The sequence below is a fragment of the Micromonospora sp. NPDC004540 genome, assembly GCF_040610095.1.
GTDB lineage: Bacteria > Actinomycetota > Actinomycetes > Mycobacteriales > Micromonosporaceae > Micromonospora.
Map to the genome: position 1 here is coordinate 1 of NZ_JBEXLR010000004.1, position 15,819 is coordinate 15,819.

Sequence of the window (15,819 nt, forward strand, 5' to 3'; positions counted from 1 at the left end):
GGCACAGCATCCCTGGCTGCGTGCACGCTCCGCCCTGGTTTTTGACTACAGAAAGATACAGAAATGACCGCTGAGACTGACCCGGACGGCCACCGGCCTCGTCGTCCCGCCCTACCGGACGCCGTTCGCCCACCGCCAGTTGTGCACGAAGCCGTGCTTGACCCCGCCGAAGAAGTACGCCCACACGGGGCTCGTGGCGTACGGGCCGATCTCGTCGAACATCGCCTTCGCCTCGTCCCGGCGGTCGGACAGCGAGTAGGCGAGGGCGAGCCAGTTGCGGCACACCATCGCGTCGCCGTGCCGGGGCGGGCCGGCCGCTCGCCACTTCGCCGCGCAGGCGTCGTACTCCTGCCGCACCTCAGGGCGCTGGAAGTACCGACGGCAGGCCAGCACCCCTTCCGGCGTGGGGCTGCCCCAGTTGAACTCGCGCATCGCGTACTCGAAGTGCGCGAACAGGGGAAGCAGGGTGACCGCCGTCCCGGGCGGTGCGGCGGCCGCGGTGGCCCGGGCCAGGCCGAACATCTCCTCGTGCGAGCCGTACCACTTCTCGCAGAGGAAGCTCACCGCCGCCAGGTGGACCCCCAGGTTGAACGGGTCGCGGCGCCGCGCCTCGGTGAACGCCTGGTGGAACTCCGCCTGCCGCGAGCCGCCGTCGGAGAACATCGCCCACAGCACGTCGATCCACGGCACGGGATCGTGGGGCGCGAGGGCGATGGCCCGGCGCCCGGCGACCGCGGCCTGGCCCGACAGCTCGGCGAACCCCTGGAACTGCTCCTGGGTCGTCTGGCTGGCCGGGGCTGAACCCCGCGCCCGGCCCGCTCGTTCCGCGAGCGTCGCGGCGAGGAGGACGGCGGCGGTCGGATCGTCGGGAGCGGACACCAGCCAGGCGTCCAGCCACGTGTCGTCGGCGGCGGCGTCGCTGAGGACGGAGACCCGGCGGGCGCGGCGCTCCCAGTCGGAGCCGGCGGCCTCGATCACGTCGCGGGCGGCACGCCAGTCGGCGGACGCCTTGTCCCGCGCGGCACGCAGCTCCAGGTCGTCGAGGGCTCGGTCCAGGTCGACGGCCGGCTCGACCGGCCGCTGACCACGGCTGAAGAGGTTCCGGAACACCGAGGGAGCATATGCCGCTCGGACCGGTCGTGGTGGTCGGCCGATCCGGGAGCTGATCATCATCGATCCCGGGCCGTGGGCTCAGCGGCCAGCTGCCTCACCGGGCTCGGAGAGGCGCCAGGGCACGGGCTCGGTGGGCAGGTAGCGGCAGGAGCTGCCGGTGGAGACGGTGGCACGCAGATGCTCGGCGAGCGCCGGATGCCGATCGTCCAGCCGGCGCAGCGTGTCACGGATCCGGGCCGTCACCGCCTTGCGGGCCCGCTCGGCCTCGTCGCCGAGCCGGCGGGTGCGCCCGGCCAACCCGGCCGCGGCGCGCAACTCGGCCAGCAACGCGGTGCGCTCGGCGTCCAGGGCGGCCACCTTCCGGTCGTCGCCGCGAGCGGCGGCCTGGTCGATCTCGTCGTCGAGCCGTTGCAGGTGCCGCCGGTAGCGGGCCTTGGCCTCGTCGTCGAGAACCGGGTCACCACCGAGCCGCCGGGCGGCGACCAGCTCCGGCCCGGCGGCGGGATCGAGCAGCTCGACCGCGGGCACGTCGACGCCGGGCCGGCCCAGCAGCAGGCGCAGGTCGTGCAGGCCCTTGGCATCGGGCAGGTGCACCACCGTGCCGCCGTACGCGAGCCGCCACACAGCCCCGTCCCGCCGGAACTCGGGCCCGGTCGTGGCCTCCGCCTCGCCGGTCCGGTCGTCGCCGGCGAGGCCGGAACCGGCCGGGCCGCCGGCCGGGTGACCCGCTCCGGCCTGCGCCGGTACCGCACCGGCGTGACCCGCCCCGGCCACCGCCGCACTGGCGTGACCCGCCCCGGCCACCGCCGCGCCGACGTGACCCGCTCCGGCCGCTGTCGGCGTCGCGCCGGCGTGACCCACCCCTGCCGGTGCCGTCGCCGCTCCGGCGCGACCCGCGTCTGGTCGTCGGGCCACGGGACCGGCGGTGACGGGAACGGGAGCATCCACCTCGCCCAGCCGGTGCAGCACCTGGGTCATGCCGAGCTCCCGCGCCTCGGCCGCCGTGTCGGCCCGCAACCGGGCCGCCGTGGCCGCGTCGCCGGCCCGCCCCCGGGCGGTGAGGACGGCTACCAGCCCGGCCCGGCTGAGCAGCGACCACGGCCGGGCGCCCATCCGGTCGGCGGCGTCGCGGGCGGCCTCGTAGCCGGTGACCGCGTCGTCCCAGCGCTGTTCGGCGGCGTCGACGGCGGCCAGCCAGAGGTCGACCGGGCCGCTGATGTCGCAGCCGAAGAGGGCGGCCATCCACCGGCCCCGGTGCGGCTCCAGCGCCGCCCGCGCCTCGGCGCAGCGGTGGGGATCGGCGCCGGCGGCTGCCGCCTGTGCCCGCAGCCGCAGCCACAACGGCGAGACCGGCCGGGGGTAGGTGGTGCCGGCCGCCTCGATCCCGGCGGTGAGCCGCTGCACGGTCGCCGTGTCGCCCCGCTCGGCGGCGGTGATCGCCCGCAGCAGCTCCAGCTGCGGGTGGCCGGCCGCCTCCGGCCGGTCGAGCAGCGCCTCCGCCTCGGCGGGGCGGCCCCACAGCACCAGCAGACACCAGCGCAGGTGCTGGCCCATGAAGGCGTGGTCGGAGTGCTCCCACTCGCCGTACCCGTCCATCTCGGCGAAGTGCGTCTCGGCGGCGGTGAAGTCGCCGCGGAAGCCGGCGATGATGCCGCTGTCGATGGCCGCCGCCATCCGCTGCCGGGCGACCTCGCCCTTCCGGCAGCCGGTGACGAACGCGGTGAGCTCCTCGTGGTAGCGCGGGTCGCCGAGTTCCAGCAGCGCGACCCAGCGCAGCGAGGTCGCCCACAGCTCGGTCTCCCGGTCGCCGGTGCGGCGGGCCACCTCCCGGATCTCGGCGGTAACGACAGCCCGGTCCTCGGCGGTGCCGAGCCCCCAGGTGGTGTCGTGCCGGGCCCACAGGCTGAACGTGAGCGCCTCGTCGTCGCGGCCGTGCCGGGCGAGCGTCTCGGTGGCGGTGATCAGGTCGGTGACCAGGGCGCTCGTCCGCCGGCCCGGCTCGGGCTCACCGATCAACCGCCGGTACGCCTCGCGCACCAGCGCGTCGGAGTCGGTGCGGCGGCGGGCGGCCGCCTCCTGCCGGTGTGCGGTGAGCGCGACGCGGGCCAGCAGGGCCGGCTCGTCGAGCGGTCGGGCCAGCGCCGCGGCGTCGGCGAGCAGCCGCTCGGCCTCCTCCTGCGTGCCCACGTGGCGCAGCAGCTGGGCCAGCTCCAGCAGCACCTTGACCCGGCGGGCCGGCTCGTCGGCGACCTGCAGCGCCCGGCGGAAATGCTGCGCCGACTCCTCCACGGCCAGTCGGCCGCCGGCATCGCGGGCGGCGGCGACCAGCAGCTCGACGGCGCGCGCCGGGTCGAGGTCGGTGCCGGCGAGCCAGGCGTGGCGGGCCAGGTCGGCCGGGATGAGCCGCTCGGCGAGCGGCGCCGACCGGTCGACGGCGCGGACCACGCCGGCGTGCCGGGCGCGCCGCTCGGCGTCGGCCAACCCGTCGTAGAGGGTCTCCCGGACCAGGTCGTGGGCGAAGGCGAACCGGCCGCCGCCCCGCGCCAGCACGAGCCGGGCAGTGGCCGCGCGGTCGAGCAGCCGGTCCACCTGCGCGGCCGGGCCGGGCAGGCAGGCTGCCAGAACCTGCCGGTGGAAGTCGCGGCCGAGCACGGCGGCCACCGTGAGCGCCTCGACCACCGGGGCGGGCAACTGGTCGAGCCGGCGGCGCACCGCCTCCCGTACGCCGGGGGCGATGGTCGTGGCCAGGCCGTCGGTGTGCCACAGCCGGGCGGTCTGCTCGACGAAGAACGGGTTGCCGCCGGTGCGCCGGTGCACCTCGTCGACGAGGTCGTCGCCCGGTTCGCGCCCGGCGGTGCGGCGGATCAACGCGGCCACCTCATCACGGGCCAGGCCGGTGAGGGTGACGGTGGTGGCCTTGGCGGTCAGCGGCAGCAGCAGCGGCCGGAGCCGGTGCTCGCCGGACTCGACCTCGGCGTCGCGGTAGGTGCCGACCAGCAGCAGCCGTTCGAACCAGGTGTGCTGGGTGGCGAACTGGAGCAGCCGCATCGAGGCCGGATCGGCCCAGTGCAGGTCGTCCAGGACGACCACCACCGGCCGGTGCTGGGCGACGGCCACCAGCGCGGTGGTCACCGCGTCGTGCAGGGCGAACTCGGCCTGGCCGCCGTCGTCGGCCGGCTCCTCGCCGGCCGGGTCGGCGCCGGTGCGCTCGCCGAGCAGCGCCGCGAGCCCGGGCCCGGCGGCGTCCTGCGCCCGGGCCCAGTCGTCGGGGCTGCGGCCCAGGCGACGCAGCACCTGCACCCAGGGCCAGTAGCCGGGGGCGCTGTCGGAGTCCCAGCAGGCGGCGCCGAGCACCAGCGCACCGCGCCGCCGGGCCTCGTCGGCGGCGGCGCTCACCAGCGTGGTCTTGCCGATGCCCGGCTCGCCGGTGACCAGGACCAGGCCGCCGTGGCTGGTGGTCAGCCGGTCAACTTCGGCGCGCAGCAGGGCCGCGGGATGCTCCCGCCCGATGATCGTCTCGCCGAACCGCGGCTCCATGACCTCCCGACGGTAGTCGACCGGTCCGACAACGGGGGAAACCCGCACCCGGGTCGGAGACTTCAGCCGCCGCTGCCGCGGATGTTGCTGCCGTCCGTCGGGTTCCGGTGGTCGTCCAGCCGGCGGCGGGCCTCGGCCGACGCCGCCAGGTCTCGGACCTGGCGGTCCCCGTCGGTCGCGGCTCGCCGACGGCGCCAGAGCGCCAGGGCCACCAGGACCAGCAGTACGACGATGAGGATGGCGAGCCAGCGCATGTCGGCCTCCCCGGGGCTGAGTTGCCTGCTCCCCCAGTGTGCGCAGGTCAGGTCAAGGGCCAGGACTAGCGGTGGAGGCAGTGGGTAAGCGCGGCCCATGGGTAGCCACAAGCGGAACAAGCACGATCCGGGCGGCGAGTCGGCGCGGGCGAACCGGAACCCGGGCAGCGGCGCGCCGGGCCGCCAGGGCGCGGAGATGGAACGGCCGGGGAAGCGACATCAGTTGCACACCGCCACCGGCGCCGCGGGCTCGGAACGGGACCACGGTCGCGCGAAGGTCCAGGGGGCCCAGCGGGTGCAGCGGCAGGGCGGCAGTTGACATGCCCGCTTACCTGCTGCGATCTGTCTACACGGTGGAGGGGATCGACGGGCTGACGCGCGACGGCGGCACCAAGCGCGCCGAGGTGGTCCGGAAGCTGGTCGAGGAGGCCGGCGGGCAGTTGCTGTCGATGCACTTCGCCTTCGCCGATGACGACACCTACGTGGTGTGCGACCTGCCCGACCACCGCACCGCCGCCGCGCTGGCGATCCGCATCGGCGCGGCCCGCGGGCTGCGGACCCGGGTCACCCCGCTGCTGACCCCGGTCGAGGTCGACGAGGCGACCCGGACGCCGACCGACTACACCGCCCCGGGCGTCTGAGCCGTCAGCGCGCGTCGGTGACCACGTGCGAGCAGGCCGGGCAGGCCGCCGGCCCCTGCTCGGCGAACCACCGGCAGGTACGCCGGATCGCGCACTTCGGCAGCTGCTCCTGGCCCAGTTCGGCCGTCTCCGCGTACGAGGCGGCCATCCGGGCGCCCAGGCCGCAGTGCTCGCCGGTCCAGAAGCCGCAGGACGAGGTCACGCAGGGACCGGCCAGCCGGAAGCGGGACTCGACCGGGGCGTCGGAGTCACGGGCCGCGGCGAGCGCCACCTCGGCCGGCACCGCCGGCGTGACGTAGGCGACCCGCCCCGCCCGCCGGAGTGATCATGCCGAGGAACACGGTGGCGTTGGCCGCCGGCGTGCTCGGACACATCCGCTCCGGCGGGTCGGTCCGTCCGACGACGTCGGTCACCGCTGCATCCAGAAGCCGATGTCGTTGATCTTCTGACCGAGGTCCTCGGCGAACGGGCCGTCCAGCACCCAGAGGCCGTACCACTCGGGGCGCAGCTTGAGGTTGCCGTGGCCGAGGGTGAGCGGGCTGGTCAGCCGGGCGTTGGCCGTGCCGAGGGCGGCCAGGCCGGCCTTCTGGATCTCGCCGGCGATGAGGGTCTGCTGCTCGGGGGTCAGGTCGACGCCGTCGACCACGAACCGGAACTCGTTGCGGGACATGTACTACCTCCGGTCACTCGTACGATTCGGTGCCCAGCCCGCGGCGCAGGCTGATCCGGGTGAAGGCCGCCCAGCCGGCGTGCGAGGCGCCGTCGGCCGGCTGCCCGGCCAGGGCGAGCGCCCGGCCGGCGTGCTCCGCCCAGCGGGCGGCTGTGGCGCCACCGTCGCCCCACAGCTCCCGGCAGGCGGCGACCGCGAAGGCGACCTGCCCCGGCGCGCCGGTGAACCCGGCCGGCCCGTCGCCCACCCGGACCGCCCCGCCCGGCAGGACGCGCACGCTCGGGAAGTGGTGGTGCAGGCTGGCCAGCGTCGCCGCGTGGCTTGCGTCCCGCCGCCCCGCCGCGAAGCCGGCGCGCAGGTCGTCGTCACGCCGGTAGCGGATCGCGTGCAGGGTGAGGGCGTCGCCGGCCGGGGCGACCCGCCCGACCACCTGGACCGGGGCGCTCCAGGCGCGGGGTGAGTTCGCCGACCAGAACGCCAGCCAGGCGGCCAGCCGGGCGTGGAAGTCGGCCTGGAAGGGGACCGCCATGGCGGCGCCGTCGGGAGCACGCAGCGCCGCGGTGGCGATCCGGTCCCGGGTGACCAGCGGCGTGGTGGCGCGGACGGGGGTGGCCGCGGCGGCGGCGGTCGGGGCGGCGGCCACGCCGGTCACGGTGACCGCCGAGGCCGCCGCCGCGCCGGCGAGCAGCCGCCGGCGCGAGAACGGGTGCGGGTTGTCGTTCATCGTCGGCCTTTCGTCGACGGCCAGTGCACCGACGCTATCGACCGATCGAGATCGGGTGAACACTCCCCGTGACGGGAGGCCGACAGGAAGGCTTGGAATCCCCGGCGGCGTGAATCGGCATTCCTGTGCCGCTCCCGTGCGTCATTCACGCCGGCACGCCGGGTTGTTTCACTCGGCCCCTCCCGGGTATCCGGGTCGCCCGGCCGGTCCGCTGTCCCGGCACGACCGGGGTCGTGGCGTGATGTCGGTTGTCAGGGCAGGTTCGGGGGACGCATGCGTGCGCTGCTGACCGTCGTGGCCTGGGTGGTCGCCGCGTTGCTCGTGGCCTGGCTCGCCGGGCCGTTGTTCCGGCGGGCATGCCGGACCCGCTACGGGTGGATCATCAAACCGCTGTACGAGGCCTGCCGCCGGCCCGCGGTGGCCGTCCTGGTGATCGGGGCGTTACTCGTCTCGGTGCCCGGCCGGGCCTACGAGTGGTTGTCGGCGTTCCGGCACGGGCTGCTGTTGGCGTTCGCCGCGGTCTTCGCGTGGCTGCTGATCAGATTCCTGCAGGTCATCGAGGGTCTGGTGTTGGGGCGCCTGTCCCACGAACCGACGGCGAACCGGCAGCACCGGCGGGCGCGTACCCAGATCCGGTTGGTCCGGGGCGCGACCGCCGTGACCGTGACCCTGGCCGCGGTCGCCGTCGCGTTGATGAGCTACCAGCAGGTACGGGTCGTCGGGGTGTCCCTGGTGACCTCCGCGGGCGTGATCGGCGTGCTCATCGGCGTGGCCGCCCGCACGTCGCTGTCCAACGCCTTCGCGGGCCTGCAGATCGCCTTCACCGACGCCATCCACGTCGACGACGTGGTGGTGGTCGACGGCGCGTGGGGTCGCGTCGAGGAGGTGAAGCTGACCAGCGTCGTGATCCGGATGTGGGACGAGCGCCGGCTGATTCTGCCGACCACCCACTTCACCGACCGCCCCTTCCAGAACTGGACGCGCCACGAGTCCCGGGTCGTCGGTGAGCTGCGGGTGCACGTCGACTACACCGCGGACGTGGAGCAACTGCGGCGCGAGGCGCACCGGCTGGTCGAGGCGTCACCGCTGTGGGACCGCGGGCTCTGGGTCCTCCAGGTCGTCGACGTCACCCCGCAGACCCTGGAACTCCAGGTACGCGTCTCCGCCGCGGACGGGCCGAGCAGCTGGGACCTCCGCTGCGACCTGCGCGAGGGCCTGCTGAAGTACATCCGCGAGCAGCACCCGCAGTGGCTGCCCCGCACCCGCGCCGAGTACCAGCCCTAGGTGGAAGTTGGTGGAGACCGCGCTAACGGAGCGCGGCTTCGCCGAGGGGTGTGCGTCGATAGCGGATCTCGTGCCGGTGTCGTTCTCCGGCGACGAAGCCGGCGTCGCGCAGCACCGACAAATGCTCGGACACCGTCCCGGCTGCCAGCGCGTGGCGGTGGGCCAGCGTCGTCGTGCTGGCCGGCTCGTCGAGGCTGAGCAGCAGCGCCGCCCGGGTTCTGCCGATCAGCCGCCCCAGAGCCGCATGCCGATCGGTGGAAAGTGGCTGCCAGAGCGTGCCGAGCCCGCGCGCCGGATAGATCACGGTGGGCTGCCACGGCGGGTCCACGATGACCACGACCTGATCCCACTTGAAGGCGCTGGGCACCAGGGCGAGCCCCTCGCCGCGCAGATCGCGATGCTCGTCGTCGCCGTACTCGCGGGTCAGCACGCCGTTGTTCCAGCGCAGTCGTGGATGCAGCTCGCCGAACAACCGGTCCAGGCCGCCCTCGGCGAGGCGTCGGGTCTGGAAGCCCACATCGGCATCGAGCAGCCCGCGTACGTGCGGCCAGACCGGTTCGACCAGGACCTCCCATGCCTGCTTCACGAGTGAGACCAGCATCTGGAGAGCAACGGCAGGGTCGCCCAGCAGGAGGCGTCCGGTCGCCGACTCGGCCGCCCCCGGAGTGTCCGCCAGTGACCGTCGCACCTCCGCGCGTACCCGATCATGGTCAGTGGCCGCCACGGCCGCGAGCTCGTCCTGGAACCGGGCGTGTGGGCTGACCGGGGGCGGCGAGAGGAAGTCGGGGGTGTAGCCGCGACGCGGCTGGAGCAGGGCGATCGGTCGCAGGTCGAGTCCCCGCGTGTCGAGGGTGTCGAGCCAGCGGCGGTGGGGGCCGACGCCTTCGCGCGGGGAGAGCAGGCGCACCGCGGACAGCGTCTCGAGCATGGGCGAGATGGCGAAGCGGCAGCGCAGCAGGTCGGCGGCACCGAACCGCAGCGTGACCGCCATCCGCACCACCTTCCGGGAGAGGAGATTCGGCCTTCGCCGAATCACTCGCGGCGACGGTACCAGCGCTCGCAGAGTGTCCCCCGTCCGAACCGACGATCACGAGGAGAACGACGATGAACCCGAGCGCCGAGTGGGAGCAGCGCAGTGCGGACCTGTGGGCGGCCTTCAACGCCGCACCCGACGGCTGGGACGAGGAGGAGTTCCGCGAGCGGGTCGACGTCCTCGCCGACGAGTTGGGGCCGGCTCATCCGGTGGCGGCGTTCGAGCGGGCCTGCGCCTGGGACTCGACCGGTCATTCGGACAAGGCGGTGCCGCTCTACCGAAGGGCACTGGAGCTGGGCATCGACGGCATCCGCCGCCGGCGCTCCGTGATCCAGATGTCCAGCTCGCTGCGGAACACCGGGCAGCCCGAGGAGAGCGTCCGGCTCCTGACCGAGGAGCGCCGGCGTGGCTCCGACGAGCTCGACGACGCGGTCAGCGCGACGCTCGCGCTGGCGTTGACCAGCGTCGGCCGGGAGCGGGAGGCGGTCTCGATCGCCGTCGGGGCACTCGCCAAGCACCTGCCGCGCTACCAGCGGTCGATGGCCAACTACGCCCGGCTCCTGATCGAGCCCAACTGACCACGGACCGGTCCGAAACCACTCGTCTAGGTGCTCGCCGGGAAGCGCTCGTGCCCCAGCACGGCGAGCAGCCGCAGCTTCTCGTGGCCCTCGCTGCGCGGCGGCGCGGTGAGCACGAGCAGAGCCTGGGACTGGTCCTCGGTGAACAGCACCTGGCAGTCCAGCTCGATCGGGCCCAGCTCGGGGTGAATCAGCGTCTTGTGGTCCGCGAAGCGCTGGGCGACCTCGTGCCGCTCCCACAGCTCGGCGAACTCCGGGCTGATCTTCTGCAGCGCTCGCACCAGCTCACCGGCCCGCGACTGCGGCCCCATCGACCCGTACGCGGCGCGCAGGTTGGCGACCTGCGCCCGGCTCTGCCGGTCGCGGTCGTCCTCGGGGTAGCGGGCCCGCTCCGCCGGGTCGGTGAACCACCGGTAGATCTCGCTGCGGGCCAGCCCCGTATGGCCCGACCGGTCCCCGAACAGGGCGTCAGCCATGCGGTTCTGCACGAGGACCTCGCCGAGGTTGGACAGGATGAGCGCGGGGGTGTCCGCCAACCGGTCCAGCACCCGCAGCAGCGCCGGCGCGACGTGGGTCGCCACGGAGACCGAGGCCGGGGCGTTGTGCCCGGCCACCCGGAACAGGTAGTCGCGCTCGTCGCGGGTCAGCCGCAGCGCCCGGGCGAGGGAGGCGAGCAGTTGCGGGCTCGGCTGCGGGCCCCGCTGCTGTTCCAGGCGGGTGTAGTAGTCGGTCGACATGGTGGCGAGGGCGGCCACCTCCTCGCGCCGCAGCCCCGGCGCGCGGCGGCGGGCGCCGGGGGCCAGCCCGACGTCCCCGGGCTGCAACGCCTCCCGGCGGCGGCGGAGGAAGTCGGCCAGGGCTGCGCGGTCCATGATCCCAGTATCCGCACCTGGCGCGGGCCAACCAGGGATTGCCGATCCCCCGACAACCGCTCTCTTCATCCGCCCCGCCGGGACGGCCAGGCTCGGGGCATGAACATCTCCGGAAACACCATCTTCATCCCCGGCGCCACCAGCGGCATCGGCCTCGCCCTCGCGCTCGAACTGCGGGCCAAGGGAAACACCGTCGTCGTCGGCGGCCGGCGCACCGACCTGCTCGACACGATCGCCGCGGAGCACCCCGGCATCGACACCGTGGAGATCGACACCACGGATCCCACGAGCATCGCCACGGCCGCGAAGGAGGTGCTGGCCCGGCACCCCGACCTCAACGTCCTGGTCACCATGGCCGGCATCATGCGCATCGAGGACTGGCACCGGCCCGAGTCGTTCCTCGCCACCGCCGAGGCGACCGTGACGACCAACCTGCTCGGCCCGATCCGCCTCATCGCCGCGTTCATCGAGCACCTGCGGGCGCGGCCGGACGCCACGATCATGACGGTCTCCTCGGGCCTGGCGTTCACGCCGCTCAAGGTCACCCCGAGCTACAACGCGTCGAAGGCCGCCATCCACATGCTCAGCGAGTCGCTGCGGCTGCAGCTCGCCGACACGACCGTGAAGGTCGTGGAGCTGGAACCGCCGTCGGTGCGTACCGCGCTGCTGCCCGGGCAGGAGACCAGCGAGTTCGCCATGCCGCTCGACGAGTTCGTGGCGGAGGTCGTCGCGCTGATCGAGTCGCAGCCCGACGCCCGGGAAATCCAGGTCGAGCGGGTCAAGTTCCTCCGGTACGGCGAGGCGCGCGGCGACTACGACCAGGTCGTCGCCACCGTCAACGCCGCCGATCCCCACGGGAAGTAGCGGCGAGGGCGTCGGTGCATCTCACCGCCGTCGAGAAAGCTGACGGTCGCGGTCGTGGCCGCCGGGTCGATTCCCGCCGGCCACGGCCTTTCGTGAGTACAGCCGGTTCTGGTCGGCGAGGTCTCATTCACCGATCGGATCGCGCCGGTACGCCAGCCAGCCCATGGCCACGAACCAGGTGTGCACCTCCAGCACGAGAAGCCGCTGCACGAGTCCCGCGATGCCGTGCTCGGCGCCGTCGGCGGTTGGCTGGAACGTCGCGAAGAAGGCGACCAGGAGCACGAGGGTCAACGGGCTGCCGAGCAGCAGCCGGGTGCCGAATCGCCGCCACCCGAGGACGCCGCGGAGGTAGTACCCGGCGACGGTGAAGGCGGCGATCGGGGTGGCGGCAGCCAGGGCGAAGCCGAGCGAGTGCAGCATCGCGGCTTCGAGGTTGAAGATCCCGCACACGACCTGACCGAGCCCGGTGCAGGCGAGCAGCGCGACCGACCAGCGCCGCAGGGCTGGCCGAGTGGGCGGGATCGTGCGGAACACGCCGATCACGCCGGCGACCAGGAGCAGACCGGTGGCGACGAAGGCGGTGTTCATGTAGGGGGCGGTCGTGCCCAGGCCGAGGCCGCTGATCGGCTGGCTGATCGGCGAGTAGTCGGTGAACCGGTGACCGAAGAAGGTGTAGCCGGGGCTCAGGGTGCCGAGGACGAGCCAGGCGAGGGAGAACAGCACCGGCCCGACGACAGCCCCGAGGGCGAGCCGTCGGGTGGAGCGGGAGGCGTGGAGGCCGGGGAGCAGCGTGGTAGTCATAGCCTGACTATACATTTTATGACTATCGAAGTGTCAACGGTTAAGCTCGGCCGGTGACCTCACCACGTCGCTCCGTGCTCGCGCTGGCCGTGCTGTCGATGCTCACCGAAGAACCGATGCACGCATACCGGATGCAGCAACTGATCAAGGAACGACGCAAGGACGACGTGGTCAACGTCAGCCAGCGCAACAGCGTCTACCAGACGATTCAGCGGCTGGTCCGGGACGGCCTGGTGGCGGTGGAGTCCACCGAACGCGCCGAGAACCGGCCGGAACGCACGACCTACCGCATCACCGACGCCGGACGAGGCACCCTGGACGAGTGGCTGCGCGCCATGCTCTCCACCCCGGCCCCGGAGTACCCGGAGTTCCCGGCCGCCCTGTCCTTCCTGCCGAACCTCGCCCCAGCCGACGCCCTGGCCGCGTTGAGCAACCGCGTCGCTCGGCTGGAGGAGCGGCTGGCCGCGCTCAACGAGGAGGTCACCGAGGTCGCCCGGTTCCTGCCCCGACTGTTCGCGATCGAGGCGGAATACCAACGCGAGGTCGTCGCCGCGGAGTTGGCGTACGTCCGCACTCTGGTCGAGGAACTGCGAGCCGGACGGATAACCTGGCCGTTCGTCGACGGTGCGCCGGTCCGGCCGGGCTGAGCGAGGGCTGGCGCGCGTTCAGCCGCCGTTCGGTGAGCCTGATGCCGCCCAGCCGTTGCCCGAGCCGGCGATCGCTCTCAGCTGGGCTCGAGAGGTGACACCGAGCTTGGGGAACGCCTTGTAGAGGTGGTAGCCGACGGTCCGCGGGCTGAGAAAGAGCTGCGCGGCGATGTCGCGGTTCGAGGCGCCACCGGCCGCGAGCCGGACGACCTGGCGTTCCTGGGGTGTGAGCACGCTGAGCGGGTCGTCGGCCTGGCGCGGCGCCGCCGGCACATCCCCGGTCGCACGCAGCTCAGCGCGAGCGCGTTCGGCCCACAGCTCCGAACCGAGTCGATCGAAGATCTCCAGCGCGCCGCGTAGCTGAAGCCGGGCGTCCGCCCGCCGCCGCGCCCGTCGCAGCCACTCGCCGTAGGCGAGCCGCGTCCTCGCCAGCTCGTAGGGCTGGCCGTCCTCCTCATGGAGGGCTACGGCCTGCGCGAAGTGCGCTTCGTCCTCCTCGACGAGAGCGCGGCAGCGCAGGGCGATGGCGTCCGACGACGGCTGACGGACGTACCGCGCCCAGGCCACGTAGCGGGCGAGCGGCTCCCTTGCCTGCACCGGCCGGCCGCTGCGGACGGCGGCCTCGACCTGGTCCGGGGCGGCGAGGACGGCGATGCCGGTCACCGGGATGAGCTGCAGCTGCCGAAGGGCGGCGTCCGGCCGGCCCAGACCGAGTTCAAGCAGGCCAAGTGCCCAGCGCCCGATTGCCGCGGCAACGACCATTCCCTGCCTGTCAGCTCGCGCCACGCCTTCTTCGGCCTTGGCGCGGCAGCCGTGCACATCGCCAAGGTGTGCGAGCACCCAGGCGAGCGAGCACGTGAGGTGGGTGACCCGGTGCTCGTGACCCAGCTCCGTCGCCAGCCGCAACCCCGCACTCAGGGCCGCCGTGGCCTCGCCGTACCGGCAGAGCTGCCCCTGCGCGAACCCATGCTCCTGGAACGCGTACGCCAGCCAGCCGATCATCCCGCTCTTCCGGCAGTCCGCCACGACGCCGCCGGTGATCTGCTCGCCGAGGGCGGCCCGGCCCAGCACCAGACACAGCTCGGCAGTGAGGGTGAGCCCGGGTACGCCCAGGCCGGCGCGCTCGTGTCCGTCCACCGCCCCAGCCATGAGCGTGATCCCACCGCCGATGTCACCGCCCATCAGGCGGGCCAGCCCGAGTGCCCCGACGGCCAGCGGCGAATCGCTCTCGGGGAGCGTACGGAGTCGGGCGGCGGCCTCCTCCGCCAGCCGCGTGTCTCCGGCGAACCAGGCGCAGCGGATGGCCTCCACCAGCAGCCAGGTGGCCCGCTCGGAGGACCGGGCTGCCACGCGAGGCACCCCGTCCATGATGATCCGGCCCGCCTCGAGCGGCGCACCCAACTCGAACTCGCGGTGGGCGCGTACCTGGATGAGCGCGGTGACCAGGTCCGGGTCGTCCACATCGGGCGCGGCGCGGTCGGCGAGCGCGGCCGCCCGAACCATCAGTCCCGCGCCACTCGCTGCCAGCGCGGCAGCGGCCAGTCGTCCGGATCGTCGTACCGGATCAGCGGTGAGCTCGGCGGCCCGCTCGTACGCGGCCGCCATCGCGGCGTGACCACCGCGGGTCCGTGCCCGTTCCGCCGCACCCTCCAACTCCTGGGCGATGTCCTCGTCAGGACCGAGCGCGGCGGCGGCCAGGTGCCACGCCCGCCGGTCGGCCGCGTCGACGGCCGGTGAGCGGGCGAGGGCATCGGCAAGGGCCAGGTGTACGGCAAGACGTCGGGTGGCTGGCGCGCTCTGGTAGGCGGCAGCCCGGATCAGGGGGTGACGGAAGCCGACCACGCTGCCGTTGATCTCGATCAGCCGGTTCCGCTCGGCCGCGCCCAGCCCGTCGAGGGAGGCGCCGGCGGCCACCAGCGTCTCCAGCTCACCGGAGCCGTCCGCCGCGGTGATCAACAGCGCGGTTCGCGCGGACTCGGAAAGGGCCGCTATCTGCGCCTGGAAGGCCTCCTGGACGCGATCGGCGACGGGCATCGCCCCCACCGGTGGCAGTCGTCCCGCCCGCTGCTCCGCGGTGAGTGCGGCGGGCAGTTCGATGAGCGCCAGCGGGTTACCGTCCGATTCCGCGATGAGGCGTTCTCGCACCTGCGGCGGAAGGTCGGCGGGCAGCAGGGCGGCGGCTGCCGCACTGTCCAGCCCGCCCAGCCGCAGTTCGGGAAGCCCTACGGGATCGAAACCCGCGCGGGCGGCGAAGATCATGACGACGCCCTCGGCCTCGAGGCGACGGGCGGCGAACACCAATGCGTCAACGGACGCCTGATCGAACCAGTGCGCGTCGTCGACGAGGCAGAGGAGCCCGCCATCCCCGGCCAACTCGGCGAGAAGGCTCAGCGTCGCCAGCCCGACCAGGAATCGGCTCTCCGGAGCGACGTCGCCCAACCCCAGGGCACCGCTGAGCGCGGTGGCCTGCGCGTCGGGCAGCGTGTGGACCCGGTCAAGACCAGTGCGCAGGAGCAGGTGGAGCGCGGCGAAGGGCAACGTGGCCTCGCGCTCCACACCGGCGCCGCGTAGCACCCGCATGCCCGCTGCCCGCCGGGCGGCATGGTCCAGGAGCGCGGACTTGCCGATCCCCGCCGGGCCCCGGAGGACCAGGGCTCCGCTCCGGCCGGTCCCGGCCTCCGCCAGGAGCCGCTCAATCGTCGCCTGCTCCCCAGCTCGTCCGTGCAACACAGCCAGCAAGCTACCGTCACGATGACTGATTCGGCTTCGCGCGGACCTCCGTAGCTTCGTGATCACACGGA

15 protein-coding genes are annotated in these 15,819 nt (G+C 73.6%); 5 read left to right on the top strand and 10 right to left on the bottom strand.

The window, feature by feature from the left end:
- Positions 1-111: 111 nt before the first annotated feature.
- The 3 genes from ABZV78_RS02250 to ABZV78_RS02260 all read right to left on the bottom strand — a co-directional run bounded on the left by ABZV78_RS02250 (position 112) and on the right by ABZV78_RS02260 (position 4,904).
- A complete protein-coding gene (locus tag ABZV78_RS02250; protein ID WP_355634955.1) occupies positions 112-1,110 on the bottom strand; it encodes a hypothetical protein in 999 nt (332 codons plus the stop codon).
- Between the two features lie 81 nt (positions 1,111-1,191).
- Entirely contained in the window at positions 1,192-4,650 is a 3,459-nt protein-coding gene (locus tag ABZV78_RS02255; protein ID WP_355634956.1) for an AAA family ATPase, read from the bottom strand.
- Positions 4,651-4,712: 62 nt separating this feature from the next.
- Entirely contained in the window at positions 4,713-4,904 is a 192-nt protein-coding gene (locus tag ABZV78_RS02260; protein ID WP_355634957.1) for a hypothetical protein, read from the bottom strand.
- Between the two features lie 320 nt (positions 4,905-5,224).
- Between ABZV78_RS02260 and ABZV78_RS02265 the strand changes: the two genes are divergently transcribed.
- Entirely contained in the window at positions 5,225-5,545 is a 321-nt protein-coding gene (locus tag ABZV78_RS02265; protein WP_355634958.1) for a GYD domain-containing protein, read from the top strand.
- Positions 5,546-5,549: 4 nt separating this feature from the next.
- Here ABZV78_RS02265 and ABZV78_RS02270 read toward each other — a convergent pair whose 3' ends face one another.
- From ABZV78_RS02270 to ABZV78_RS02280, 3 genes are all read right to left on the bottom strand, one after another.
- Positions 5,550-5,828, bottom strand: coding sequence for a hypothetical protein (locus tag ABZV78_RS02270; protein WP_355634959.1), 279 nt, complete (start codon positions 5,826-5,828; stop codon positions 5,550-5,552).
- Between the two features lie 126 nt (positions 5,829-5,954).
- The gene (locus ABZV78_RS02275) at positions 5,955-6,215 is read right to left on the bottom strand and encodes a hypothetical protein (protein ID WP_355634960.1); all 261 of its coding nucleotides are present in this window, start codon (positions 6,213-6,215) and stop codon (positions 5,955-5,957) included.
- 13 nt (positions 6,216-6,228) lie between these two features.
- Entirely contained in the window at positions 6,229-6,939 is a 711-nt protein-coding gene (locus ABZV78_RS02280) for a hypothetical protein (RefSeq protein WP_355634961.1), read from the bottom strand.
- Between the two features lie 273 nt (positions 6,940-7,212).
- On the opposite strand from ABZV78_RS02280, the gene ABZV78_RS02285 reads away from it, so the two are divergent.
- On the top strand, positions 7,213-8,223 hold the full coding sequence (locus ABZV78_RS02285) for a mechanosensitive ion channel domain-containing protein (RefSeq protein ID WP_355634962.1): 1,011 nt from the start codon (positions 7,213-7,215) through the stop codon (positions 8,221-8,223).
- A gap of 22 nt (positions 8,224-8,245) precedes the next feature.
- On the opposite strand, the gene ABZV78_RS02290 is transcribed toward ABZV78_RS02285, so the two are convergent.
- A complete protein-coding gene (locus tag ABZV78_RS02290) occupies positions 8,246-9,214 on the bottom strand; it encodes a DUF5937 family protein (protein WP_355634963.1) in 969 nt (322 codons plus the stop codon).
- 113 nt (positions 9,215-9,327) lie between these two features.
- Here ABZV78_RS02290 and ABZV78_RS02295 point away from each other — a divergent pair, with 113 nt between their 5' ends.
- Positions 9,328-9,834, top strand: a complete 507-nt coding sequence (locus ABZV78_RS02295) for a tetratricopeptide repeat protein (protein WP_355634964.1) — start codon at positions 9,328-9,330, stop codon at positions 9,832-9,834.
- Positions 9,835-9,860: 26 nt separating this feature from the next.
- Here ABZV78_RS02295 and ABZV78_RS02300 read toward each other — a convergent pair whose 3' ends face one another.
- The gene (locus ABZV78_RS02300) at positions 9,861-10,706 is read right to left on the bottom strand and encodes a helix-turn-helix transcriptional regulator (RefSeq protein WP_355634965.1); all 846 of its coding nucleotides are present in this window, start codon (positions 10,704-10,706) and stop codon (positions 9,861-9,863) included.
- 99 nt (positions 10,707-10,805) lie between these two features.
- Between ABZV78_RS02300 and ABZV78_RS02305 the strand changes: the two genes are divergently transcribed.
- On the top strand, positions 10,806-11,570 hold the full coding sequence (locus tag ABZV78_RS02305) for an SDR family NAD(P)-dependent oxidoreductase (protein ID WP_355634966.1): 765 nt from the start codon (positions 10,806-10,808) through the stop codon (positions 11,568-11,570).
- Between the two features lie 123 nt (positions 11,571-11,693).
- Here the strand turns inward: ABZV78_RS02305 and ABZV78_RS02310 are convergent, their stop codons facing one another.
- Complete coding sequence (locus ABZV78_RS02310) at positions 11,694-12,371, bottom strand: DUF998 domain-containing protein (protein WP_355634967.1); 678 nt, start codon at positions 12,369-12,371, stop codon at positions 11,694-11,696.
- A 53-nt stretch (positions 12,372-12,424) separates the two neighbouring features.
- Here ABZV78_RS02310 and ABZV78_RS02315 point away from each other — a divergent pair, with 53 nt between their 5' ends.
- On the top strand, positions 12,425-13,018 hold the full coding sequence (locus ABZV78_RS02315; RefSeq protein WP_355634968.1) for a PadR family transcriptional regulator: 594 nt from the start codon (positions 12,425-12,427) through the stop codon (positions 13,016-13,018).
- Between the two features lie 18 nt (positions 13,019-13,036).
- Here the strand turns inward: ABZV78_RS02315 and ABZV78_RS02320 are convergent, their stop codons facing one another.
- Positions 13,037-15,814, bottom strand: coding sequence for an AAA family ATPase (locus tag ABZV78_RS02320; protein ID WP_355634969.1), 2,778 nt, complete (start codon positions 15,812-15,814; stop codon positions 13,037-13,039).
- Positions 15,815-15,819: the final 5 nt, after the last annotated feature.